Origin of the sequence: Pontibacter sp. Tf4 (assembly GCF_014212495.1) — a bacterium.
Classification (GTDB): Bacteria; Bacteroidota; Bacteroidia; order Cytophagales; family Hymenobacteraceae; genus Pontibacter.
In genome coordinates this window covers 158,584-182,559 of the sequence record NZ_JACKZC010000007.1, presented here as the reverse complement: position 1 = coordinate 182,559, position 23,976 = coordinate 158,584, and the positions used below count along the sequence as shown (strand labels likewise).

The following is a 23,976-nucleotide window of genomic DNA, read 5'->3' as shown; positions in this document are numbered from 1 at the left end:
GTTATTCGAAGCGCATGTGTTTAACCGATTCTCCTGAGTTCTTAAGCTCAATCAATGAATCAATACCTATACTTAAGTGCTTTTCAACAAAAGAGGATGTTACCAACTTGTCGCTTTCCGATGTCTTCACACCTTCCGGTATCATCGGGTTATCCGACACCAGCAACAGTGCACCATGCGGTATTTCATTGATAAAGCCTACCGTGAAAATAGTGGCCGTTTCCATGTCAATGCCCATGGCTCGTATCTGGCGCAGGTAATCCTTAAAATCTTCGTCGTGCTCCCACACGCGGCGGTTGGTGGTATAAACGGTGCCGGTCCAGTAATCCAGTTCATGCTTCTTGATCATAGACGAAACCGCACGCTGCAAACGGAAAGATGGCAGGGCCGGAATTTCCGGTGGCAGATAATCATCAGAAGTACCTTCGCCACGGATTGCCGCAATCGGAAGTATCAGGTCGCCGATCTGTGTTTTGCGTTTTAAGCCACCGCATTTACCCAAAAACAGGGCTGCTTTTGGTTTAATGGCTGAAAGCAAATCCATTACCGTTGCTGCCATGGCGCTACCCATACCAAAATTAATAATGGTAATGTTGTTGGCTGTGGCTGTTTGCATGGGCTTGTCCAGCCCGTTAATCTCCACCTCAAAGCGGTCGGCGAACATGCGCACGTAATTTATAAAATTGGTAAGCAGGATATATTCTCCGAACTCATGGAGTGGCACACCGGTGTACCGGGGAAGCCAGTCGTTTACGATCTCTTCTTTGGTCTTCATAAAATAAATATAATCAATTAGATATAAAAAATCCGCCTTGGCAGCTGGTGCTACGGGGGCGGAGCGTCAGAAAATGGTTAAATTGCAGCATGGATGCTCTTAATCTTCCACCATTCGGACACAAAATTACAAAATCCGGGGCAAATTATCTCATTTTTGATATACTGCGCCGCAAGAATATAGTTTTAACCCCCGAAGAATGGGTCCGCCAGCATTTCCTGCATTACCTCATAAACCAGTTAGGTTATCCCAAAAGCCTGATCAGTATAGAGCGGGGTACCAACTATAACAAGCTGCAGAAACGCACAGATCTGTGTGTATATGATACTACGGGCAGTCCTTTAATGCTGATCGAATGCAAGGCAACCTATGTGCCTATTACGCAGGATGTGGTAAAGCAGGTGTCGGTGTATAACCAGACGATAAAAGCAAAGTTTGTGGTTATTACCAATGGGTTGGATCATTACTGCTGGCAGGTTGATTTCGAGTCGCGACAATTTCAGCCTTTACAGGAGATTCCTGGTTTTAATAAGCTATAGTTTTGTTTTTATGTCATCCTGAGCAAAGACGTCTATAGTTTCTCTATTAGTCATGTCGAGAGCGAGTTGAAAAGAGCCAGCGTAGCTGTGAGGGATCTTATGTGTCTTTCATTTGATGCTCAAAGGCTATAGGTCTATAGTTTGCTTTGCCCACTGCTGGAAACAAGCAGTCTGTTTCATAGCCACTCTTCATCCTGGGAGCTCTATGAGCCTATCGTTCTATAGTTTCTTTGGCTCCCTCCCGGGCCGGGAGGCCCCGTCTTCGGGCATCGCGCTGCTGCCTTCTTGCTATCCTCGCTGCGCTCGGATTGCCTGACGGCACCGCAACAAGTCAAAGGCGCTCAACCCAAAGACTGATATCAAGCTCGATAGTAGATGCTTTGGCTATAGTTTCCTTCATGTCACTTGGTCAAGGCAGTCCGGCTTTTACTCGTGGCTATAGTTCCTTGTGTCAGGCTGCGCCTGCCTGCTCAAGGTCTGTAACTATAGAACTATAGTTTGTGAAACGGCAGAGACAGAGTTCTCCTCCTTGGATAAGGAGGGGCAGGGGTGGTTGGACTAACCGAAACTATAAAACTATAGCAGTGTCAACTATAACAAGGGCAGAAAAGTCCCCCTTTGAAGGGGGCGAAGGGGGATGACAAAACGTAACTATGAAACTATAGCTCAAACTATAGCAAAAAGCCCGAATCCTGAAAATCCATCAAATCCCGTAAATCTTGATTCAGACAAAACTCCCTCACCTGTTTTGGAGGTAGGCGACTTCGATGAAACGTAAGGGCAGGGGTGAGGTATCCCTACCATAGAAAGAAAAAACGCCTTCCGAATCGAGTCCGGAAGGCGTTTTCTATAGTTCAGCTATAGTTATAGCACAGAAGCTACATCAGTATATTCTAAGCCAAAAGCATCGGCTACACCTTTGTATACTACTTTACCATTCACTACGTTCAGGCCTTTTTTCAGCTCTTCGCTGTCCGCGCAGGCTTTCTTCCAGCCTTTGTTGGCAACCTGCACAGCATAAGGCAGTGTAGCGTTTGTAAGCGCCTGTGTAGATGTGAACGGAACCGCACCTGGCATGTTGGCCACGCAGTAATGCACCACATCATCGATAATGAACGTAGGGTTCTCGTGTGTTGTAGGCTTGCAGGTCTCAATGCAACCACCCTGGTCTACGGCCACGTCAACTAATACAGTGCCTGGCTTCATCAACTTCAGCATGTCGCGGGTAATCAGGTGTGGGGCTTTGGCTCCTGGTATCAACACAGCGCCAATGATCAGGTCGTGCGTTTTCACCAGTTCACTGATCACATAGCTGTTAGACATCTGTGTTTTTACGTTGGCAGGAAGTACATCATCCAGGTAACGCAAGCGGGCCAGGTTGGTGTCCAGGATGGTAACATCAGCACCCATACCGGCAGCCATTTTAGCAGCGTTGGTACCAACCACACCACCACCCAGTATCAGTACCTGAGCAGGACGCACACCTGGTACGCCACCTAATAATATACCACGGCCTTTTAGGGGTTTTTCCAGGTATTTGGCGCCTTCCTGAATAGACATACGGCCGGCAACTTCAGACATTGGTACCAGCAAAGGAAGGCTTCTGTCAGCGCGTTCCACTGTTTCGTAGGCCAGGCAAACCGCCTTGCGCTCGATCATAGCCTTGGTTAACGGCTCGTGCGATGCAAAGTGGAAGTACGTGAAAAGCAGCTGATTTTCCTTGATCAGGTTATATTCAGACTCGATCGGCTCCTTTACTTTGATGATCATTTCTGCAATGCTGTACACCTCCTCTATAGTTGGCAGGATAGTAGCACCAGCGTTTGCGTACTCTTCGTCAGCAAAACCGCTGCCTTCGCCGGCAGTTGCCTGTACGTATACGGTGTGGCCGTTGCGTACCAGCTCGTTTACACCTGCAGGCGTTGCACCTACGCGGTTCTCATTATTTTTGATCTCCTTTGGAACACCAATAATCATGTCGTTCTATGTTAAGTTTTTGATAAGCTTAAGATATTCTTGTGTTTAAGCTGCGCAAATATACCATTAACTCAGGTAATAAAAATAACATTTACAACAGAAAGTTTGGGCCAAGAACTGCTCAGGAATTGCACCGGAAACTATAGCGGAAAAGCGAAACCGGAAGGTATAAAATGAAAAAAGGCAGCGATAAAATCACTGCCGTTAGTACAAAATAAAACTATGAAAAAAACTATCTGTAAGGTGCCGGCTATTTGCCTTCCCTTATCGTATTTTTAGTTGCCGTGCCTTCTACAACATCTGCTTTAAGCGTCAGTCTGAGGTTTGGCATTACAATATCGTTTGAAAGAACAGTTACCTGCTCGATTTGCTCCTTTAACACAAGCGGGATGTAGGTAAGTTCCAAAACTGCCTGCTCTCCTGCTTTAAGTGCCGGCTTGGATACTTTATAGCTCACACACTTGCATTTGCTCTGTACTCCCTGCACCACCAGGTCCTGCCGACCTGTGTTTTTGATGATGAACCGCGCTACTGCTTTTTGTCCTTTTTCAAGTTTGCCAAAGTTGTATCCGGTGTTCCCAACAGCCAAACGCGGCGACATTATTTTTTGTTCCTGAGTATAACTGTTTTTCAGATCTTTTGCGCCAACATCTCCTTTAATATAAAGTGTATGGTCGGTTGTTTTACCATTTGTTGTGACCGCAATCGATTTATAGAACGGACCCGGACGGCCAGTACTGTTATAAACGGCTTTTATAACACCTGTTTTGCCGGGCAATATCGGCGTTTTGGTCCAGTCGGGGGTGGTGCACCCGCACGATGGCTGCACATTGGCAATAACCACCGGTTGGTCTCCCACGTTCTTTACCTTAAACTCATAAGTTGCCTGCGTGCCTTCTGCAATTGTCCCAAAGTCATGCGTTCCTTTTTCGAAGCTGAGCTCGCCCTGGGCGCTTGCACCAAAACTAACCAGCAACAGGCAGAATAACGCAATAAAGTAAAAGTTTTTTCTCATTTTAACAAACAGAGAAGCAAATAAACGTAAAAAAGTGGCTCATTATTTCAGGAGCAAAACAAAGATAAAGAATCTTTTAGTAAACAGGCGCTACTACCGTGCCAAATTTAGTGAAGAATAGCCTCCGTTTGAAGTTTAGGCTAATCTTCTGTACTTTTGAAGTAAATTATACCACAAGTATAAACCCTATATCATGCAAACTGCTGAAGTATCTATAACTCAAAAATTAACAGCTGAAGAAATACTACAGGATTACCGGACAGGATGGGAGAGCCGCCAGGCAAGTCTTGCAGGCCGCAAGGAAGTGTTTATGGGCAAAGCCAAGTTCGGTATTTTCGGAGATGGGAAAGAAGTGGCGCAGCTGGCCATGGCTAAGTTTTTCCAGAACGGCGATTTCCGCTCGGGTTACTACCGCGACCAGACCTTTATGTTTGCCATTGGCGAGCTGACACTGCAGCAGTATTTTGCCCAACTATACGCCCACACCGATGTAGAAGCCGAGCCATCCACGGCCGGCCGTGCCATGAACGGCCACTTCGGTACGCGTTTGCTGGATGAGGAAGGGAACTGGAAGAACATCATGGAGCAGAAAAACTCCAGCTCTGATATTTCACCTACCGCCTCGCAGATGCCGCGCCTGGTTGGTCTGGCCTATGCCTCTAAACTATACCGCCAGAACCCGGAACTACAGCACTTGACCCAGTTCTCGGTAAACGGTAACGAAGTCGCTTTCGGAACTATAGGTAATGCCTCTACTTCAGAAGGGATGTTCTTTGAAGCCATAAACGCCGGTGGTGTGCTGCAGGTGCCTATGCTGGTATCGGTTTGGGATGATGGCTACGGTATTTCGGTGCCGGCTGAGTACCAGACAACCAAAGGCAGTATTTCTGAAATTTTAGCCGGTTTCCAGCGCAATGCAGAAGGGGAGCAGGGCTACGAGATATTTAAAGTTAAAGGCTGGGATTATGCCGCCCTTTGCGAAACCTACGAAGCTGCCGTACGTGTTTGCCGCGAGCAGCATGTGCCGGTACTGGTGCACGTAGAAGAAGTTACACAGCCTCAAGGCCACTCTACATCAGGCTCGCACGAGCGCTACAAGTCTAAAGAGCGCCTGGAGTGGGAAGCAGACTTTGATTGCTTGAAAAAGATGCGCGAGTGGATCCTGTCAAATGGAATTGCCACTACCGAGCAACTGGACCAGATCGAGAACGAGGCAAAAGATGCTGTAAAAGTAGCCCGTACCAACGCCTGGAACGCGTTTGAGGCAGGAATTAAAGATGACCATGCTGAAGCACTTCGTTTACTGGATAACCTGGCTGCTGCAAGCGAGCATATTACCGAAATTGCAACTATAACCGAAGAACTTCGCAAAGTAACGGTGCCAATCCGCAGCGATGCTGTTAGAGCAGTGCGCAAAGCCCTGCGCTATGTGCGCGACGAGCGCAACGCAGCTAAACGCGAATTAGTAGGCTGGCTGGAGCAAACGATAGGCGAGAATGCAGATCGCTTTAACTCTTATTTATACAGCCAGTCGGAAGAATCGGCGCTGCTGGTAGAGGAAGTGAAGCCTGAATTTGATGAGAACTCACCAGTAGTTGATGGCCGCGAAGTTTTACAGGCTGCCTTTGATGCCATACTTGCCCGCGACCCGCGCGTGTTTGCCATTGGTGAAGACGTTGGAAGAATTGGCGACGTAAACCAGGCTTTTGCCGGCCTACAGGAAAAGTATGGTGAATTACGCGTGACTGATACCGGTATCCGGGAGTGTACTATAGTTGGCCAGGGAATTGGTGCTGCGCTGCGTGGACTTCGTCCGATCACAGAAATTCAGTACCTGGATTACCTGTTGTATGCGATCCAGATCCTGAGCGATGATGTGGCTTGTTTGCAATACCGTACCAAAGGCGGCCAGAAAGCGCCGCTTATAGTTCGTACCCGTGGTCACCGCCTGGAAGGTATCTGGCACTCCGGTTCACCGATCGGTATGATCCTGAACAGCATCCGTGGTATGCACGTGCTGGTGCCGCGCGACATGACGCAGGCGGCAGGTTTCTATAACACCATGCTGAAATCGGATGAGCCTGCACTGATCATCGAGTGCCTGAACGGTTACCGCTTAAAAGAGCGTATCCCGAATAATATTGCAGAATTTACGGTGCCACTGGGTAAGCCGGAGATATTGAAAGAAGGTTCGGATGTAACTATAGTTACCTATGGCTCTATGTGCCGCATTGTCATGGAAGCTGCCCGCCAACTGGAAGAGTTCGGTATATCAGCGGAAGTGATAGACGTGCAGACGCTGTTACCATTTGATATCGAGCATATAATTGCGGACTCTATTAAAAAGACAAACCGTGTATTGTTTACCGACGAGGATGTACCGGGCGGAGCAACTGCCTTTATGATGCAGCAGGTAGTGGATGAGCAGGGCGCCTGGAGATGGCTGGATTCGAAGCCACAGTGCCTGGCCGCACAGCCGCACCGCCCACCGTATGGCTCTGATGGCGACTACTTCTCTAAACCAAACACAGAAGACGTATTCGAAGCCGTGTACGACATTATGCACGAAGCAGATCCGGAATCTTTCCCGACGATCTACTAAGTAAACTATAGCCAAGCAAAAAGCCCTGCACTAAACTATAGCTGCAGGGCTTTTTTATTTACCTTAAACTGTTACTCAAACAGTGTGATCGGTTCTGATACTACTACATTGCTCTTGTTCGGAACAGGCGTTTCGCGGTCGTAAATAAATACTTCAAACTTGATGACATCTCCCGGCGCAAAAAAGTCTTCGTTTTCGTTTGTAAGTTCCAGACCATACCGTATTTCCCCTTCCAGAGGTTCTTCCCTGTCATCTGAGCTGATCCTCGGGAAACGGCCGCTCAGGTCAAAACCCGCCACAGGGAACTGAAACTCTTCAAATATATATTCATCGGGGTTATTCGGGTCTGGTACCTGCTTCAGGAGCTTCACGATAAAGTTCTTTTCGTAAGGCGATCCCTGATTAAAAGGAGGCTGGCTGTCCGGGTCAGGGTTTTCAGTATCAATTGTTCGCAGGCCGAGGTTACCATCTCCATCCTGAAACCCAATAACCAGGAAAAGGCTGTCGATCTGCAGGCCGCGGTCATCATGATCAAACTGTTCAACGCGTTTGAACGTGATGTGAGGCTCGTCGGGATAGTTGGGCTCTTTGCGGCACGATGCAAGGGCAAGCACCAGCAACAGGCAGCCAAGGCCGTATTTTAGCATATAGTTCATACAGGGAATTCGGAAAAATGAAGCTAAATTTACTAAATCAAACGATTAGATATAGGATTTGTTATAAGTTTATTTGATGGATTTTAAGGCGCAGTTCAAACAAAAGTTACTCCGGCAGCCCGCTGATTTTACCGAAATGGCGCTTTCGCTTTTCCGGTACCAGGCCGCACATAACCCTGTTTACAAAGCGTACCTGCAAAACCTGCACATTCAGCCAGATCAAATAAATACCTTAGAACAGATCCCCTTCTTACCTATAGAGTTCTTTAAGCAGCAAAAGGTTGCAACCGGAGTGTTTGAGCCGGAAGTAACATTCTATAGTAGCGGCACCACGCAGCAAACCCGCAGCAAGCATTATGTGGCCGACCTACAGTGGTACAACCAGGTTACAAAGTACATTTTTGAGCACTTTTACGGGCCGCTGGAGCAGTATGTGGTGCTTGCCCTTTTGCCATCTTATTTAGAGCAGGGCGGCTCCAGTCTGGTGGCCATGGCAGATTATTTTATAAAACAGACCGGCCAGCGCGAGGCAGGGTTTTATTTACATAACCGCAAAGAACTACAGCAAACTATAGATCTGGCACGGGCGCGTGGTAAAAAGGTGCTGCTTATAGGCGTTAGTTATGCCCTGCTGGACTGGGCTGAGGAATTACAGGGAAACTATAGTTTTGAAGGCGTAACCATCATGGAAACCGGTGGTATGAAAGGACGGCACCGCGAAATGGTGCGCGAAGAACTGCACAGCTTCCTGAAGCAGGGTTTCGGCGTTGATAAGATCCATTCAGAATACGGCATGACCGAACTGCTATCACAGGGTTACTCCAAAGGCGATGGTATTTTTAGGCCGGGCCAGACCATGCGCATCCTGTTACGCGACCTCAACGATCCGTTTGATATCGGCAATCATCATCGCTCCGGCGGCATCAACGTCATCGACCTGGCCAACGTGGATTCCTGCGCGTTTATTGAGACAAAGGATATAGGCAGAATGCACACCGACGGTACTTTTGAAGTGCTGGGCCGTTTTGATAACTCGGATATCCGCGGCTGTAATCTGCTGGTGGTGTAACATCCTTCTTTCCACAACTGCGTTATCGACTTGCATGGGATACGTTGTATTTATAGTGTTTGTAGCCGTTGTGGTATTTATATTTTATAGATGGGCTACCCGCAAATCACGCCGCAGAAAAGCGGTGCTTGCCTCTGAATTTCCGGCTGAGTGGCGCAGGATCTTAACCGACCGTGTTGGCTTTTACCATACTTTAAAGACGGAAGAAGAAAAACACCGCTTCGAAAAACTTATCCAACTGTTTATTTCTGAAAAGCGCATTACAGGTATAGATGTAGTAATTGATGACCTGACAAAGGTTCTGGTTGCGAGCAGCGCCATTATTCCGATTTTCGGTTTCCGCGATTGGGAGTATCATAACCTGGGCGAAGTGCTGGTATTCCCAGGAAGTATAAAGAAGTATAAGGATGAGAAAAGCAAAGCGGTAACGGAAGTGCTGGGGCGCGTAAATCCTTTCCAGAACGACCACTACGTCACCTTATCGAAACCGGCGCTGGAACGGGGCTTTAACGATATGGCCGACCGCAAAAATGTAGGCATTCACGAGTTTGCCCACATGATTGACCAGGCTGACGGTGAAATTGATGGCGTGCCGGAAGCGTATTTACCTGACGAATGGGTAGCGCCGTGGCGCGAACTGATGTACCGCAAGATTCAGAGCATTAAGCGAGGTGAGTCGGATATAGATGATTATGGAGCCACAAATGAAGCCGAGTTTTTTGCTGTGGTAACAGAGTACTTTTTTGAAAAACCGGATAAACTGGCCGAAAATCATCCGAAACTATATGCGCTGCTGACCAGAGTATTCCATCAGAATCCCAAACGCAGGTTTCGTGTCAATTTCAGGGAGCTGTTAAACCCGTATGGCAAACGCTTAGGCCGCAACGAGCCTTGCCCGTGTGGGAGTGGGGAAAAATATAAGAACTGCTGTCTGCTCAAAAGGTCGGCAGCATAAAAAACCGCAGTCCGTAAGCATTTATACTTTCGGACTGCGGTTTTATAGTTTACGAGCTATAGTTTAAGCTACAACCGGTCGTGCGTAGGCTTTAGCATCTTCGGCAGTAATTTCCGGGCCGCTCATAATTACCAGGCGTTCTACTACGTTACGAAGCTCCCGCACATTTCCACGCCAGTCTAAGCCTTGCAGGTATTGCAGCGCATCAGGAGTTATACCTTTTGGCTTATTACCATAGTCGTTGGCAATGTCGTTCAGGAACTTGGTTATCAGGTCCGGAATGTCCTCGCGGCGCTCGTTCAGCGGTGGCACGTGTATCAGGATCACACCCAGGCGGTGGTACAAATCTTCCCGGAAGTTCCTGGCTTCAATCTCTTCCAGCAGGTTTTTGTTTGTAGCAGCAATCACGCGTACGTCCACCTGTATATCCTTGTCGCCGCCAACGCGGGTAATTTTATGTTCCTGCAAAGCACGCAGCACTTTGGCCTGCGCCGAAAGGCTCATATCGCCCACCTCATCTAAGAACAAGGTGCCGCCATTTGCCTGCTCAAACTTACCAATGCGCTGTTTAACAGCCGACGTAAACGAGCCTTTCTCGTGACCAAACAGTTCGCTTTCGATCAGCTCGCTTGGTATGGCTGCACAGTTCACTTCTATCAGAGGGCCATTGGCGCGGTTGCTGTGCTCGTGTATGGAGCGGGCCACCAGTTCTTTTCCAGATCCGTTGGGGCCGGTTATCAGCACGCGGGCATCGGTTGGGGCAACTTTTTCTATGGCCTGTTTTACACGACCTAAGGCTTCCGAAGCACCCACCATTTCGTAGGTTTTAGAGATCTTTTTCTTCAGGATCTTGGTTTCGGTGACCAGAGTGGCTTTATCCAGGGCATTTCGCACGGTTACCAGCAGGCGGTTCAGGTCCGGTGGTTTCTGCAGAAAATCGTAGGCACCTTTTTTGGTGGCTTCCACGGCCGTATCAATCGTTCCGTGTGCCGATATCATGATGAACGGGGTGTCCGGCGTCAGCTCCATGGCTTTTTCCAGCACTTCCAGGCCGTCCATACCAGGCATTTTTATGTCGCAGAGTACTACATCGTACTTGCTTTTGCTCAGGTGCTGCAGTCCCTTTTCGCCGTCTTCGGCTTCGTCAACGGTGTAATTCTCAAACTCCAGAATTTCCTTCAGGGTACTACGGATGGCCCGCTCATCATCTATGATCAGAATTTTGGGCATAGGTAGAATCAGTTTAGGTTATCAGGCTAAATTAACTAATAAAACAGCCACCGGCAAGGGTGGCTGCTGCACTTGTACGTGTTTAAAACTGATTTAGCTATGCGTAGAGGTTGCGTTAAATTTATTTGCTGGGCTGCCAATAAAATTTCTTCGGAACCTGACTTCATCTCTTTTTCGTGCCGTAGCGCTGTTAGGCCACTCAAAAGGAGTCTTGGCAGAACCTGATAAATTACCCTTTCGCTTCCAACTATAGGTTCAGAGCAACCTCTGCTTATTTTTTAAATGTGATCACGCTGTATAGTTCCGGCTCCAGGTAATAGCCGCCCGGGTGGCGTGCCGTATAATCAAAATTGATCCAGAGCTCGTCGTTTGTCTCATGGAAATGGATCTTGCCGCTGTTCACTTCATCCGGAAACAGGGTGCGCACCACATGGCTCACTTCATCTATGTCTTTGGATTCGCCCACTTTCACTTCGGTATACATGTGGCTTTCCGAGATCACTACGCGGGCCTCGCCACCAATTGCCATTACCGATGAGGCCATCAGGATCGCGTAATCGTCGCAGTCGCCGGCCAGCAGCTCCATACTTTCCACAGGAGGGGAGTAGTAGTCCATGTTTACCGGGTCGTTCACGTATTTCCAGTTCAGGCGGATGTGCTTGAACAGAGAAAAATAGCGCACCAGCTTACCGTACTTGCGGTAGTACTCGTCGTGGAAGTAGCGGGTAGAGTTCTCTACGGCGAAGTTGCGCAGTTTCGGGTGCGTAGGCTGCATGGCGTTCTTCACGCGCTCCTCTTGAAAATAAGTGCCTTTTACCGGCTTAAAGTACGATACCTTGTGCGGGTTGCTGGTCATGTTTACCAAAGCGGCATTATAGTCGGAGTAAATATCGCCGAACGTATAGTTTGGGAACGTGCTGTTGTAAAAGAACACACCCATAATGGTAAAGAACGACAGCACCGTAAGTTTCGGGCTGATACGTGTAACGATAACCGAAACAGCCGCCGAAACCATCAGCCACAACAAAAAGTGCAGCTCATAGTCCATAGACTTGTAGGGCGGTATGTAAAAGCTGAGTAGCACCGCCATCGGAAACACGATGATGATCTGGATGAACCGTAAGGCAAAACCTTTTGCCAATTTAGGTTGTAAGAACTGCGCCATAAATTTCCCCTCTCGCTAAAAGTTGGTGCTGCAACTATAGGTTATACCTGCACACCTCTCCATTTGTATTATCCTAACGCAAAATCCGGGCCTTATTACTCCCGGCAGGTGCAAACTTTTTTGAAAAAGCCCTGAACACCTGACTTGTTTTTAAGTTAAGGAAAAATTTATACTATAAAAAGATAATTTTAGTAAAGGGATAAAATTTATACTATAGGCAGAATTACGAATTACGAATTACGAATTACGAATTACGAATTACGAATTACGAATTACATTGTCTTGAACAACTATAGATCGTGACTGGTGTTTCTTGTATCGATGGAATGTATAAAATCTAACCTCGAAAAATGAACCATGAAACCAATTCACTCACTCAAAACTCACTCAATCAAAATTATTGATACTGAATGTACATGGGTTTTGGAGTCAGGGCGAGCACTCCTTCGGGTGTCATTAGGCGGTGCCCGCCGCGGGTGTCGTTTTTGTAAAAGAGCTTAAAGCCTGTAAACTGTACCGGTTCGTTTTTGATGTAGCGGCGGTAGGTGTCTTTTTTAAGAGCGGGACCGCCCCAGCCATCCATGTGCATTACTACCTGGTAGCGCGGGTCCAGCTTGATGTTCTGAGAATTGGTGATCATGCCTTGTGTGAAGCGATGCACGATCAGGAGTTTGGGTGGTAAGTTATGCTCGGTTACCAGGCTGGCAAGCAGGCCGGTGGCATAGTTAATGTCTTCGGCATCAAACGATCCGATCCTTCTGCCGGGTACGCCGCCGTTCTTCATGGCAAACTCCGCATCTATCCCTAAATGCACATTTGGCAGCTGCAGATATTTTACCAGGTGTGGTAGCTCTTCCTGCAAAGTGCTCTGGCCTACCTGCACATCCAGGAAAACGATCGCATCGCGCTGTGCCGCCATCTCCAGTACATCCTCTATCATTTTATCCGTCATCCGGAGCCTGTACTTATTGCCGCGGCCGGGTTTGCCCTGGGCCGTTACAACTATAGCATGCAAGGCAGGCTGTACCGGCGTGGTTGGGTCGGCAGCCTGCCAGAGGGCTACTTCCTCGTCGAGTTTCTGGAGCATTTGTTTAGGTGGCAATTCGCCTAAAATGCCCATGCGTTTCGAGAGCGGGTTGCCGTAAAATGCTAAAATGCGTTTCTCGGGAAGTATCGCGCCGGGCAATGGTTTTGGGCCGGGATAGATCCAGGCCGTATCTGGTTGGGCTATAGTTGCTGTGTCCGGGTTAACTATAGTTGTGGTATCGGGCTCCGTCCTGGCAACGGTGTCCTGCACAACTATAGTTTCGGGCGAGGTGGCTTGTGCGGCTTGCTGGGCTTCGCGCTCCTGCATGCAGCTGCTGGCAAATAAAGTGGTTGTACAAAGTAAAAGGGCAAAGCGGTTTTTGGCAGGAAAAGCGGCCGGAAACTGGCGGGTAAGCATACGTAAACGATAAGGGTAAATTGATAGCTTAAGTTAAGCAATTTTATAGTTACCCGCACATAGTATATGGCATAAATTTAATTTAACTCCTCAGCTTGATTTTGTATGGGTGTAGTGCCGCTTCAGCCACTGGCTCAGGCCGGCCAGCCCCGGAAAAAGTACCCGTTCGGTTATGTTGGCCTGGTCCAGCTTATCGCGCACTTCCCATTTAAGCTCGGCTGGTATTATTACCCGGAAATACAGCTCGGGGTGCTGCTGCAACCACTTGCTCAGCTCAGATTTTACATCCGACATCATCGAGAACAGGGCGTACTGCTGCACAATGCGGGCATCCAGGGAAGGCGGCTCCAGGAAAAGCACAAACTCTTCTTTCTGGAAACTGCTCAGTTTTTTCAGGGTAGGGCTTACAGGTGCCAGAATTTCGGGAGTAAATACGCTGGCCCCTTCTTCGTTCACCGCATCCAGCAGGGCCGGGGGCAGATATTGTTTCGATTTCACATAGTCCACACACCACACTGCTCCATCTTCCTCATACTTATCAAGCAGGTCGGTTACAAAATGCAGGGCCACGTAAGGCGAATAGCTCCAGTCGAGGAGGCGGGTGGGCAGGCCATGGTGTTGCGCCAGTGCCAGCCAGTTCCAGATGGTATCGCCCTGCGGCGCGGTAGCGTGGGCATATTTGCGGAAGTTGCGCAGAATGTGCGGTTCCAGCTTCTCGTACTGAGGTCCGATGCGGGTAATGCTGGTGCTCAGGTCATAGGATTTGTTCCAGCTGCCACGGTACACATAACTCGACCGGAAACGGCCCAGCAGCGGGTCCCAACTGTGGTCGAAGAGCGCAGACTGCAGCTCGAGCCATGTCTTTACAACTATATCAGTTCCTGCATGCATCATCGGGTCGGGTTTTGTGGTTCTTACTGAAAACAGCGCATCAGGTTTCAGTTACGTTGTTAGGTGTAAGATACAGGAAATTTATACTTTTATATGCACTAATACCGATGCCTATGATCAGAATTTACCATAACACCCGTTGCAGCAAAAGCCGCTGCACCCTCGACCTGCTGAAAGAACATAACCAGGAAGTAGAAGTAGTGGAATACCTGAAGCAAACACCCTCTGCCGAAGAGCTGAAAGGCTTATTGCAGAAGTTGGGAATGAAGCCCGAAGCACTCGTACGTAAAGGCGAAGCAGTTTATAAAGAGCGTTACGCCGGTAAAAATTTAAACGATGACGAATGGATCCAGGCGATGGTTGAGAATCCGGTGCTGATTGAACGGCCTATAGTTGTGAAAGGGGATAAAGCCGTGATCGGTCGTCCACCAGAAAATGTTCTGCAGTTGCTATAGTTTATAAGCTATAGTATTCTGACTGTCATGTTGAGCGCAGCCGAGACATCTTATTTGTCCTATTAGTTAATGGTATTTGTCATTTCGAACGCAGTGAGAAATCTATCTCAGTTTATAGTTAGTAAGACCTAGCAGCGTGCGCAGCTCCTGCTAGTGTCTGGTGCTATAGTTGACTTTGCCTAATGCTGGAAACGAGCCGTCGTTCCTTCCATAGCTTCTTTTATTCCTGGGAGCTCTATGAGCCTATCGTTTTATAGTTAGCCTGGCTCCCTCCCGGGCCGGGAGGCCCCGTCTTCGGGCATCGCGCGGTGTACATTTCCTTTGCTCCTAACGTCGCAATGCCTTGCGGCACCGGAAATCTACAAGGCGCTCAACCCAAAGACTGATAACACATTCGATAGCTTGCTACTTAACTATAGTTTGCCTGATGTCTCTTGGCTGTGGCAGATCTGCTTTTCTCGTGGTTGTATTTCCAAAGGGACAGGTAAACCTGTCCTGTTCGTGATGTGTAACTATAGAACTATATGTCAAACTATAGCAAGACAGAAAGTTCCCCTCCTTGGATAAGGAGGGGTAGGGGTGGTTTGAACCACTGCAACTATAAAACTATAGCCTTAACTATACCGAAAGCCTAAATCCCGAAAATCCTTTAATCCTGCAAATCCTGATTCAGACAAATTCCCTTTCGGGAGGGATGGGTTAAGTAAGCAATTATAGCAATCCTGGTACAAAACTCCCTCTCCTGTTTTTAGGAGAGGGTCGGGGTGAGGTAAACCTATAGCAACACCCAACTAACGCCAAACCTAACGCAAACCCTTGATCACCTTCGCCAGCTCTTCCGTTAAAGCTCTTCTGGAGAAACGGGCGTGGTTAATGTAGGGCAGGTCCAGGTTCGGGTTGATCTTCCAGGCTTTGCTCATTTGCGTCATGTGGTCCAGCATCAGGTCGTAGGCGGTGTAGTGGAACAGGCGGCCAGCGCCACATTCGTCTATGATCTGGTCCATGGCAGAGTGTACCGGGCCAAGCGCTACTATAGGTTTGTTGGAAGCCAGGTACTCGAACAGTTTGCCCGGCACGTTGGCGTACACACTGTCTACTTCCGCAATCGAGAGCAGCAGCACAGTACTTTCCATCATGTATTTAATGGCTTCCTGGTGCGGCACATAGGCAATGTATTCTGTTATTCCTTCCAGGCCAGCCTTCATGATCCGCTGCTTCACCCCATCCGACACTTTGCCCACAAACCGAAGCTTATAGTTGATCTCGCTGTGCGTGGATAGCAGATTAGCGATCACCTTCAGGAAAACATCAATGTTGTACTGCTCGGTTATAGTGCCGGTATAGGTGATCAGGAAGGTATCTGTTGGCGGATTGCTCTGGAAAACAAAATCATCTTCGTCGTAGCCGTTCGGGATCACATGGATCTTCTCATCGCTGATCCGGGCCGGTTTGTTCAGGAACAGGCGCTTGGTGTCGTCGCTGGTAACAATCACAGCATCGGCATGTTCCAGCACCTGGCGCTCATATTTTTCATCCAGCCGCCTGGCTATCGGCGTGTGCAGCAACTGGTCGTAGTAATGGATGTTTGTCCAGGGGTCTCGTAAATCGGCTACCCAGGGCAGATTGTACTTTTGCTTTAACTTAAGGCCGATCAGCTGCGTAGAATGCGGCGGACTGGTGGTCAGGATGGCATTGTACTTGCCGGCATCTATAAGTTCTTCCGCTTTTTTAAGGGCATGTTTGTTCCAGCCTACGCGGGCATCGGGTATAAACATGTTGCCGCGCACAAACTTAAATACTTTGTCCAGAAAAGTGTCTTTGGTTTTCTGGTTGGCAAAGCCGCTGTATGGTATTTCTTTTTTGCCCGAAAGCTTTTTATAGTACTCAAAAGGCTCTGAAGTAGCGGTGCGGTAAACTTCCAGGCCTTCCGGTATCTCTTTTTCGAAAGTAGGGTCCAGGAGGGCATACGAAGCCTGTTTTTCATCAACAGTAAGCACACCGGGCTGCACGCCGAACTGGGGCAGGTACTTGCAGAATTTAAGGCCACGTTGCACGCCTGGTCCACCGGATGGCGGCCAGTAATAAGAGATATATAGTAAGTTTGTAGGATCAGTGTTCTTCAAAGCGGTAAATTGCTTAACTGTTCGTTCAAATATAAGAAATATATATACTAAATATGGCTTTACGGATTGTCTGAACCACAGATTAACAGGATTAATTAGATTTGCAGGATTTTATGCCGGGCGCAGGCGTACAACTGAACCTGTACGTTCCGGTTTTGATGGTTAATTAAAATCATACAAATCAGTCAAATCATTTTTAATCAACGGTTCAGACGTGTATTTTTGTAGCTAAATCCAGAAGAAAGAGATGTTTGATAATTTAAGTAACAAACTTGACCGCGCCTTTAAAACCCTTAAAGGCCAGGGAAGCATCACCGAAATTAACGTTGCAGCAACTATAAAAGAGGTGCGCCGCGCCCTGGTTGATGCCGACGTAAACTATAAAGTTGCCAAAACTGTAACCGATAAGATCAAGGACGAGGCCATGGGCCGCGATGTATTAATCGCTGTGTCGCCGGGCCAGTTGATGGTGAAGATCGTGTACGAAGAGCTGACACAGCTGATGGGCGGCGAAAAGCAGGACATCAACATCAGCGGCAATCCGGCTATCATCCTGATCGCAGGTCTGCAAGGTTCTGGTAAAACAACCTTTACTGGTAAGCTGGCCAACTACCTTAAAAAGCAGGGCAAATCGGTAATGGTGGCTGCCTGCGACGTGTACCGCCCCGCAGCGATTAACCAGCTGCAGGTACTGGCCGAGCAGGTAGGTGTAGAAGCTTATACCGAACTGGAAAACAAGAACCCGGTTCAGATAGCCCTGAATGCCATTGAGCATGCTAAAAAGACAAACAAGAAAGTAGTTATCATCGATACCGCCGGTCGTTTGGCCGTGGACGAGGCGATGATGAAAGAGATAGCCGAGATCAAAGCTGCCGTTAAGCCAACAGAGACGCTGTTTGTAGTTGACTCAATGACTGGTCAGGATGCGGTGAACACAGCCAAGACTTTCAACGATCGTATCAACTTCGACGGTGTCGTTCTGACTAAGTTAGATGGTGACTCGCGTGGTGGTGCGGCCCTTTCCATTCGTGCTGTAGTTGAGAAGCCGATCAAGTTCATCTCGACCGGTGAGAAGATGGAAGCGCTTGACCTGTTCTACCCGGATCGTATGGCACAGCGTATCCTGGGCATGGGTGACGTGATCTCCCTGGTAGAGCGCGCGCAGCAGGCCTTTGACGAGGACGAGGCAAAGCGTATCAACAAGAAGATCCGCAAGAACCAGTTCAACTTCGACGACTTCCTGACGCAGCTGGAGCAGATAAAGAAAATGGGTGACATCAAAGACCTGGTGGGTATGATACCTGGAGTTGGCAAAGCCCTGAAAGATGTAGAGATCGACGACAACGCGTTCAAACCAATCGAAGCGATTATTAAATCGATGACACCGGCCGAGCGCGAGAACCCGGATATGATAAATGGCAGTCGCCGTGCCCGTATCGCAAAAGGCTCTGGTACCGACATTACGCAGGTAAACAACCTGATGAAGCAGTTCAACGACATGCGCAAAATGATGAAGTCGATGAACAAGATGGCCGGCACCAAAGGCGGCCTGGGTAACCTTGCTAAAATGATGGGTCGCCGCTAAGCGAACTATAAACTATAGAACAGAAGGCTGGGCAATTGCTCAGCCTTTTTTGTTTGCCCTTCATCGTGTCTTTACAATTCCATCCCAACAACCCGGCCACGGGTTTGAACTAAAGCCTATGTAAACAGTTATACTATAAAGGCTTTGTTGTAAAGTGCCGAAAATCAGTATTTTAAGTGATAAATGCTTGCTTTGTAGCTACTGCCTGTAGTTGCATGACAAAGATCAGTTTATAGAATGCCATTGCTTATAGTTTAAGCCTTAGACAGGCTGTAATTTTAAGTTATTAGTAGAAGGCAAGCAGTATTTGCCTTTTGTTTCATTAAAAGTATAAAGACCATGAAGACACTACTCGTACCTGTTGATTTTTCTGATAATTCAGTGCGCGCCCTGCAGTATGCCATTGAACTGGCAACACAGGCCCATGCTGAAGTTGTAGTTTTACATTCTCTGGAAATCATCCCGACCTTGCCTACCCTGAACCATAACAGAGAGACAGACGAAGCCCGTGAAAAGCTTTCTGCTCTTATAGGCCAGGTGAACCAAAGCGGGGCGCAGGTAAGGTACATTGTTACAGGCGGCGACACCACCGGCGATATCCGGAAGGCTATAAAAGAGCTGGATGTGACCCTGGTGGTAATGGGAACAGGCGGCGCCAAAAACTTCGCCAAAAAAATGTTTGGTACTACCACCGAGGCTATCGCGAAACTTGGCCTGTGCCCTGTATTAGCCATTCCGGAAGGTGCCGACATTAAACCGATACGACAGATCGTGTACGCTGCCGATTTTGAGAACGGAGACCAGGTAACCGCTATGCAGCTGCTGCAACTAAAGCAACTCCTGAATGCTTCGCTCACGTTCCTGCACATTGATAGCAAAAAACAGCCAGACTACATTGACGACGAATATATTAAAGCAGAGCTGATCAAACAGTTTCCGGAGGCGGAAATTAACTTTGTAGAGATCGATGCCGAAAATGTAGCCGAGGGAATCGCGAAATACGCCTATGAAAGCGATGCCGACCTGGTAGCCTTTACCATCCTGAACCGGATGTTCTTCGAAAAGATCATTCACAGCAGCGTAACATCGCAGTTGCTGAAGAAGCTGAAACTGCCGATGCTGGCCCTGCCAGAAAACGGCCACCTGTTAGACCTGCAAAGCAGAGACCGCGTGGAAATGGAAAGCGTGCGCTAAAACAGCCACGTTGTAAATAATAAATGGCCGGGAGCTTCGTGTTCCCGGCCATTTATAGTTTATAGCGGTTAACTATAGTCTATAGTTCGTTTCCGATAGGATTGTAGTCCGCAATCAGTAGCTTGTTTTATCTTCTTTGGCAACCCATTTCTCAAAGGCTTCTTTGGCTTCGTCGGCTAAAAGCTGTTCCATGGGTATGCGGCGCTCTGCTTTGGGTTTGTCGAGTTCCTGGTAAATAAATTTATCGTCGAAGCCGATGCGCTCGGCATCTTCGCGGGAGTTGGCATAATATACTTTTTTGGGGCGGGCCCAATAAATGGCGCCAATGCACATGGGGCAGGGCTCGCAGCTGGTGTATAGTTCGCAGTCGTTCAGCTGGTGAGTGCCCAGGCTGGTACAGGCTTTACGGATGGCTTCTACTTCTGCGTGGGCAGTGGGGTCGTTGGAGCCGAGCACGTTGTTATAGCCGCGGGCCACAATTTCGCCGTTGCTCACAATTACGCAGCCAAACGGACCGCCGCAGCCTTCCTCCATTTTCTCTACCGACAGCCGGATGGCCTCGCGCATAAAATCTTCTTTCTGTTTCATAGGTCTGGGGTTAAACTATATCACAGTACGGGTGTTTTGTCTGTAGATGTACGTCTTTTGTCTTTATAATCCTCCTGTTCAGATAATAAGTGATTTTTCTGATGACTTTTTCGGTAAAAAAGTATAATTTAAACTATAGTTTCCGTTAGGCTATATAGCTGTACGTAAATGTTCTCTAATCAAGCACATACACCTTAACCCAACCATATGAAAAGATCTGTACTATGGCTGCTGGCTTTGCTGGTATGCAGCGGCGCCTGGGCGCAAACAAAAGAAATAAACTTCCGGAAAGGTACCGTAGCCGAAATACTGGCACAGGCCAAAACAGAGAAAAAGCCCATTTTTATTGATGCTTACACCACCTGGTGCGGGCCCTGCAAATGGATGGACAAGAACGTGTTTGTAGATGAAAAAGTGGCCGACTACCTTAACGCCAACTTCGTGAACTATAAACTGGACATGGAGAAAGGCGAAGGCATTGAGATGGCCAAAAAATACGAGGTGCAGGCATACCCAAGCTTCCTGTTCCTCAACGCCGATGGCGGCATAATGCACCGCACTGTTGGCGCCCGCCCGGCCGAAATGTTTTTGCAGGTGGCAACTATAGCCAAAGATCCTGCCCAGAACTTTGCATCGTACCAGAAGAAGTTTGAGGGCGGCGAGCGCTCCGCCGGCTTTATGATGGGCTACCTGAAAGTGCTTAATGAAGCTGCCCTGGATGCCGGTAAAGTAGCCGAAGCGTATTTTGCTACCCAGAAATCAGAGCAACTGCTGGAGCCGGGCAACTGGAAACTGATCTACACCAACATCAACACCGTAGAGTCGCCTACGTTTACGCACCTTGTAAAGAACCGCGATGCCTTTGCCAAAAAGTATACCGCCGACTCGGTGGACCAGAAGATACTGAGCGTGTATGGCACCGCCCTGAACCGCGCCGCTTACGAAGGCAACGATGCCAACTATAGCAAACTGAAAACCGACCTGAGCAACCTGAAACTGAAAGATGCGGAAAAGCAGCAGTTGTTTGCCGAAGCCATTTACTACGAGCGCAAACAAGACCTGCCAAAATACCATGCCGCCAACACCAGACTATACGATACCTACTTCAGCAACGACGCGATGCGCCTGAACAGCATTGCCTGGAAGTATTATGAGACCATTGACGACAAAGCTATGCTGCAGAAAGCCGAGCAGTGGGCCGGCAAATCAGTAAGCATTGCCCCGGGCTACGCCAACATGGATACCCAGGCTGCCCTGCTGTACAAGCTCGGCCAGAAACAGAAAGCAAAGGAAATGGCTGAAAAAGCAATTGCGGCAGGTAAGCGTTCCGGCGAGGACGTGACCGGCACCGAAGAGTTGCTGCAGAAAATAAACAAACTATAGCCGGGAGTACAACTTAAAACTATAGGCGGCGGTGGCAAAGGCTACCGCCGCTTTTTTATGCCCCGTAAAGACAATAACCTATACTACACTTGTGCATTCAAAACGCGCATACTCGTAGTATAGGTTAGTACGGTCTTGGGCTCCGCAACCGGAGCTTCATATTGCCGGGTGTTTTTCTTATTAATGTACTATAATTACTTATTTCGTTTAAGTTTATGTACGATGTTACAGAGTATGGGTTTATCATCAGCCTAAAATTTATAGTTTTATTTTGAAATGAAAGGTGTTGAATGATAGCATCTTATGATATGTAGTTGCGTACATGCAGGTAGAACGATCTAACAACAATGCCTTATGCTACGATACATTTTTCATTTTATAGTGATACTCTGCCTGTGCCTGTCTGCAGGCTGCACTACCAGCCGAGAGCGGGAAGTGAACGATGAGCTCGGCGATTTCAGGAACTGGGTAAACCAGACCACCGCCAATGTTGCGCAACGCACCGAAGAAGACTGGAAACGCGCGAAAGCCGACTTTGAGACCCGAACACAGGAACTGGACCAGAAACAGGAAAACTTCTCTGATGAGCTGAAGCAGGATTATGAGAACCTGAAGCAGGAGTTCCGGGAAGCAGATGAGACCCATGCCCGCAACCTGCGCGCCGCCCGGCTGGCCGAATGGCAGCAACGCCTGTTAGGTAACTACGCCGATGCCACCACTATAACACAGGCCAACGTACGCCAGGTGTATATCACGTTGCTGGAAAATGTGCGCAACCAGCACAGCACCTGGACAAACGAAGACTGGGAAATGGCAAAAATGGTGATGAACACCCTGAACGAGCGTAAAGACGAAATAGATGACGGCCTGAACACCGACGACGAAGTAAAGATAAAAGCCCTGCAGATGGAGTTCCGGGCCCTGGAAACAGCCGGCGACCTTGGCGGGAATAAGTAAACTATAGTTAAGACTTGTTTCCCCTTGAGATCTCTGCGTAAACCTTCGCGCCCTTAGCGTTTAAGTTTTACCGCAATGTACGCCAAGGTTTACGCAAGAGGCGCAAAGGTTCGTGAACTATAGTTTTAAACTATAATCCGGCCTTCGTGTGCGTCGCCGTAAAGTATGGCTTGTCCGTTTAAATGGCGATAACCGCTTAGCCAGGCCAGCAGCGCATCGAACTGGTGCCAGTTTTCGGGCTGACGGGCAAGAGCGAACGGGAGCTGTTGCTGCAACAGCCGGGTAAATTCCGGTAAGGCGGCCGGGTCTTTTTTGTAGCCCCGGTTATGAGGCAGCAGCAAATGCGCCAGTTGGCTCGGGTAAGTTTCCAGCATGCTGATGCCGCGCTCCGCTGCTATAGTGCGCAGCCTTATAGCCCGGGCTGTAAGGCCTCCAATAAACAGTGGCGACATGGCCTGTACTTCGCGGTCGCAGGTGCGGTAAAAGAAATCGGAACCGGATGTGTAAGGAGACTGGCTGTAAACTTTTGGTAGTGTGAGGGGCGCATCCATAAAAACGATAGCAGGCTTTTGTTCCTGTATCAGCTGCAGTAAAAAATCATCGGCATCCTGGCCGCGGTGGCTTTGCTTCAGGTGCAGAGTGCCGTGTTGCAGCATGGCTGCTGCCGTGGTGCCGGCCAGCTTGGCGCCGTAATCCACACCCATAAATACCGGAAGATCTTCTGGAAGCATCTGTAACAAACTATAGTTTAACCTATTGCTGTTACGTGGCAGCCTGTAGTTTAGTGGCGTTAAGCTGACTTTTCGAGGTGATGCCGGATGTGGTTTATCTGGTGCAGGTGGTGGTTAAAATGGTCCTGCAAGAAAGTAAGGGTTTGCCCGATGCTCAGCATACCGGCATACGGATGCCTGAAAACGCATTTATACAGCAGGGCAGGAGGGAGTTCGGTCAGCAGGTCTTCGAGTTTGTAGCGGGTGTCGTCCCATTGCTGGTGCAGTTTGCCCAGGTCTACCTCATCGGGTACAGTGGCAACCACAGCCGGGGCTTTAAATTTCATGCCGGAGTTCAGGGCCAGTTTCAGCAACAGGGCGTATAGTTTGTTTCGTACCGAGGCCGTGTGCAGTTCCTCTTCCTGTTGTATCTTGCGCTGAATGTAGCTGATGGTAGCCTGTTCTACCTGCAGCAGGTGCGCCACAATCTGGCCGATCGACCATTTTCCTTCAGCCGGAGGTGTGTTCAGCAACGTATCATCTAAACTTTGCAGGTCTTTTAACAGCTTGTTTCTCGACTTCTCAAGGTATAAATACTTAACTTCCAGTTTCGGATTCATAAACAGAACGGGGCTAAAAACTGCTGAACTCATAAAAAGTAAA

General features: G+C 48.5%; 21 protein-coding genes. 9 read left to right on the top strand and 12 right to left on the bottom strand.

Features of this window, described 5'->3' with window-relative positions; translation table 11 throughout:
• Position 1 precedes the first annotated feature (1 nt).
• Positions 2-775, bottom strand: coding sequence for an AMP nucleosidase (locus tag H7F15_RS13030; RefSeq protein WP_185197423.1), 774 nt, complete (start codon positions 773-775; stop codon positions 2-4).
• Between the two features lie 89 nt (positions 776-864).
• Between H7F15_RS13030 and H7F15_RS13025 the strand changes: the two genes are divergently transcribed.
• The gene (locus H7F15_RS13025; protein WP_185197422.1) at positions 865-1,314 is read left to right on the top strand and encodes a type I restriction enzyme HsdR N-terminal domain-containing protein; all 450 of its coding nucleotides are present in this window, start codon (positions 865-867) and stop codon (positions 1,312-1,314) included.
• Positions 1,315-2,178: 864 nt separating this feature from the next.
• On the opposite strand, the gene ald is transcribed toward H7F15_RS13025, so the two are convergent.
• Together ald and H7F15_RS13015 are read right to left on the bottom strand one after the other, a co-directional pair.
• A complete protein-coding gene (gene ald, locus H7F15_RS13020) occupies positions 2,179-3,291 on the bottom strand; it encodes an alanine dehydrogenase (protein ID WP_185197421.1) in 1,113 nt (370 codons plus the stop codon).
• Between the two features lie 250 nt (positions 3,292-3,541).
• A complete protein-coding gene (locus H7F15_RS13015) occupies positions 3,542-4,306 on the bottom strand; it encodes a DUF1573 domain-containing protein (protein WP_185197420.1) in 765 nt (254 codons plus the stop codon).
• Positions 4,307-4,499: 193 nt separating this feature from the next.
• Between H7F15_RS13015 and H7F15_RS13010 the strand changes: the two genes are divergently transcribed.
• Entirely contained in the window at positions 4,500-6,908 is a 2,409-nt protein-coding gene (locus H7F15_RS13010; RefSeq protein WP_185197419.1) for a thiamine pyrophosphate-dependent enzyme, read from the top strand.
• Positions 6,909-6,979: 71 nt separating this feature from the next.
• Here H7F15_RS13010 and H7F15_RS13005 read toward each other — a convergent pair whose 3' ends face one another.
• Positions 6,980-7,564, bottom strand: coding sequence for a hypothetical protein (locus tag H7F15_RS13005; protein WP_185197418.1), 585 nt, complete (start codon positions 7,562-7,564; stop codon positions 6,980-6,982).
• A gap of 76 nt (positions 7,565-7,640) precedes the next feature.
• Here H7F15_RS13005 and H7F15_RS13000 point away from each other — a divergent pair, with 76 nt between their 5' ends.
• Both H7F15_RS13000 and H7F15_RS12995 read left to right on the top strand, forming a co-directional pair.
• Positions 7,641-8,633: an acyl transferase gene (locus tag H7F15_RS13000; protein WP_185197417.1), complete on the top strand. Its 993-nt coding sequence runs from the start codon at positions 7,641-7,643 to the stop codon at positions 8,631-8,633.
• Between the two features lie 34 nt (positions 8,634-8,667).
• Positions 8,668-9,588: a zinc-dependent peptidase gene (locus H7F15_RS12995; RefSeq protein ID WP_185197416.1), complete on the top strand. Its 921-nt coding sequence runs from the start codon at positions 8,668-8,670 to the stop codon at positions 9,586-9,588.
• A gap of 63 nt (positions 9,589-9,651) precedes the next feature.
• On the opposite strand, the gene H7F15_RS12990 is transcribed toward H7F15_RS12995, so the two are convergent.
• From H7F15_RS12990 to H7F15_RS12975, 4 genes are all read right to left on the bottom strand, one after another.
• A complete protein-coding gene (locus H7F15_RS12990) occupies positions 9,652-10,818 on the bottom strand; it encodes a sigma-54 dependent transcriptional regulator (RefSeq protein ID WP_185197415.1) in 1,167 nt (388 codons plus the stop codon).
• Positions 10,819-11,089: 271 nt separating this feature from the next.
• Complete coding sequence (locus H7F15_RS12985) at positions 11,090-11,983, bottom strand: transglutaminase domain-containing protein (protein ID WP_185197414.1); 894 nt, start codon at positions 11,981-11,983, stop codon at positions 11,090-11,092.
• 397 nt (positions 11,984-12,380) lie between these two features.
• Positions 12,381-13,427 (bottom strand): hypothetical protein, encoded by a 1,047-nt coding sequence (locus H7F15_RS12980; protein WP_255481236.1) that lies wholly within the window; start codon positions 13,425-13,427, stop codon positions 12,381-12,383.
• Between the two features lie 90 nt (positions 13,428-13,517).
• Complete coding sequence (locus H7F15_RS12975; RefSeq protein WP_255481235.1) at positions 13,518-14,321, bottom strand: FRG domain-containing protein; 804 nt, start codon at positions 14,319-14,321, stop codon at positions 13,518-13,520.
• A 110-nt stretch (positions 14,322-14,431) separates the two neighbouring features.
• Between H7F15_RS12975 and arsC the strand changes: the two genes are divergently transcribed.
• Complete coding sequence (gene arsC / locus H7F15_RS12970) at positions 14,432-14,773, top strand: arsenate reductase (glutaredoxin) (protein WP_185197413.1); 342 nt, start codon at positions 14,432-14,434, stop codon at positions 14,771-14,773.
• Between the two features lie 803 nt (positions 14,774-15,576).
• On the opposite strand, the gene H7F15_RS12965 is transcribed toward arsC, so the two are convergent.
• On the bottom strand, positions 15,577-16,896 hold the full coding sequence (locus H7F15_RS12965) for a glycosyltransferase family 4 protein (RefSeq protein ID WP_185197412.1): 1,320 nt from the start codon (positions 16,894-16,896) through the stop codon (positions 15,577-15,579).
• Between the two features lie 247 nt (positions 16,897-17,143).
• Here H7F15_RS12965 and ffh point away from each other — a divergent pair, with 247 nt between their 5' ends.
• Complete coding sequence (gene ffh, locus H7F15_RS12960) at positions 17,144-18,481, top strand: signal recognition particle protein (RefSeq protein ID WP_185197411.1); 1,338 nt, start codon at positions 17,144-17,146, stop codon at positions 18,479-18,481.
• 339 nt (positions 18,482-18,820) lie between these two features.
• Positions 18,821-19,675, top strand: coding sequence for a universal stress protein (locus tag H7F15_RS12955; RefSeq protein WP_185197410.1), 855 nt, complete (start codon positions 18,821-18,823; stop codon positions 19,673-19,675).
• Positions 19,676-19,789: 114 nt separating this feature from the next.
• Here the strand turns inward: H7F15_RS12955 and H7F15_RS12950 are convergent, their stop codons facing one another.
• Positions 19,790-20,263, bottom strand: a complete 474-nt coding sequence (locus H7F15_RS12950) for a nucleoside deaminase (protein WP_185197409.1) — start codon at positions 20,261-20,263, stop codon at positions 19,790-19,792.
• Positions 20,264-20,470: 207 nt separating this feature from the next.
• Between H7F15_RS12950 and H7F15_RS12945 the strand changes: the two genes are divergently transcribed.
• Positions 20,471-21,646 carry a thioredoxin family protein gene (locus H7F15_RS12945; protein WP_185197408.1) on the top strand — a complete coding sequence of 392 codons (1,176 nt, stop codon included), beginning with the start codon at positions 20,471-20,473 and terminating at the stop codon, positions 21,644-21,646.
• 354 nt (positions 21,647-22,000) lie between these two features.
• A complete protein-coding gene (locus tag H7F15_RS12940; protein ID WP_185197407.1) occupies positions 22,001-22,603 on the top strand; it encodes a hypothetical protein in 603 nt (200 codons plus the stop codon).
• A gap of 125 nt (positions 22,604-22,728) precedes the next feature.
• On the opposite strand, the gene H7F15_RS12935 is transcribed toward H7F15_RS12940, so the two are convergent.
• Together H7F15_RS12935 and H7F15_RS12930 are read right to left on the bottom strand one after the other, a co-directional pair.
• Positions 22,729-23,334: a DUF429 domain-containing protein gene (locus H7F15_RS12935; RefSeq protein WP_185197406.1), complete on the bottom strand. Its 606-nt coding sequence runs from the start codon at positions 23,332-23,334 to the stop codon at positions 22,729-22,731.
• A gap of 59 nt (positions 23,335-23,393) precedes the next feature.
• Complete coding sequence (locus H7F15_RS12930) at positions 23,394-23,933, bottom strand: DinB family protein (RefSeq protein WP_185197405.1); 540 nt, start codon at positions 23,931-23,933, stop codon at positions 23,394-23,396.
• Positions 23,934-23,976 lie beyond the last annotated feature (43 nt).

Coding starts and splice junctions, on each gene's coding strand:
- H7F15_RS13030 (WP_185197423.1), bottom strand. CDS start 775: ATGAAGACCAAAGAAGAGATCGTAAACGACTGGCTTCCCCGGTACACC.
- H7F15_RS13025 (WP_185197422.1), top strand. CDS start 865: ATGGATGCTCTTAATCTTCCACCATTCGGACACAAAATTACAAAATCC.
- ald (WP_185197421.1), bottom strand. CDS start 3,291: ATGATTATTGGTGTTCCAAAGGAGATCAAAAATAATGAGAACCGCGTA.
- H7F15_RS13015 (WP_185197420.1), bottom strand. CDS start 4,306: ATGAGAAAAAACTTTTACTTTATTGCGTTATTCTGCCTGTTGCTGGTT.
- H7F15_RS13010 (WP_185197419.1), top strand. CDS start 4,500: ATGCAAACTGCTGAAGTATCTATAACTCAAAAATTAACAGCTGAAGAA.
- H7F15_RS13005 (WP_185197418.1), bottom strand. CDS start 7,564: ATGAACTATATGCTAAAATACGGCCTTGGCTGCCTGTTGCTGGTGCTT.
- H7F15_RS13000 (WP_185197417.1), top strand. CDS start 7,641: ATGGATTTTAAGGCGCAGTTCAAACAAAAGTTACTCCGGCAGCCCGCT.
- H7F15_RS12995 (WP_185197416.1), top strand. CDS start 8,668: ATGGGATACGTTGTATTTATAGTGTTTGTAGCCGTTGTGGTATTTATA.
- H7F15_RS12990 (WP_185197415.1), bottom strand. CDS start 10,818: ATGCCCAAAATTCTGATCATAGATGATGAGCGGGCCATCCGTAGTACC.
- H7F15_RS12985 (WP_185197414.1), bottom strand. CDS start 11,983: ATGGCGCAGTTCTTACAACCTAAATTGGCAAAAGGTTTTGCCTTACGG.
- H7F15_RS12980 (WP_255481236.1), bottom strand. CDS start 13,427: ATGCTTACCCGCCAGTTTCCGGCCGCTTTTCCTGCCAAAAACCGCTTT.
- H7F15_RS12975 (WP_255481235.1), bottom strand. CDS start 14,321: ATGATGCATGCAGGAACTGATATAGTTGTAAAGACATGGCTCGAGCTG.
- arsC (WP_185197413.1), top strand. CDS start 14,432: ATGATCAGAATTTACCATAACACCCGTTGCAGCAAAAGCCGCTGCACC.
- ffh (WP_185197411.1), top strand. CDS start 17,144: ATGTTTGATAATTTAAGTAACAAACTTGACCGCGCCTTTAAAACCCTT.
- H7F15_RS12955 (WP_185197410.1), top strand. CDS start 18,821: ATGAAGACACTACTCGTACCTGTTGATTTTTCTGATAATTCAGTGCGC.
- H7F15_RS12950 (WP_185197409.1), bottom strand. CDS start 20,263: ATGAAACAGAAAGAAGATTTTATGCGCGAGGCCATCCGGCTGTCGGTA.
- H7F15_RS12945 (WP_185197408.1), top strand. CDS start 20,471: ATGAAAAGATCTGTACTATGGCTGCTGGCTTTGCTGGTATGCAGCGGC.
- H7F15_RS12940 (WP_185197407.1), top strand. CDS start 22,001: ATGCTACGATACATTTTTCATTTTATAGTGATACTCTGCCTGTGCCTG.
- H7F15_RS12935 (WP_185197406.1), bottom strand. CDS start 23,334: ATGCTTCCAGAAGATCTTCCGGTATTTATGGGTGTGGATTACGGCGCC.
- H7F15_RS12930 (WP_185197405.1), bottom strand. CDS start 23,933: ATGAATCCGAAACTGGAAGTTAAGTATTTATACCTTGAGAAGTCGAGA.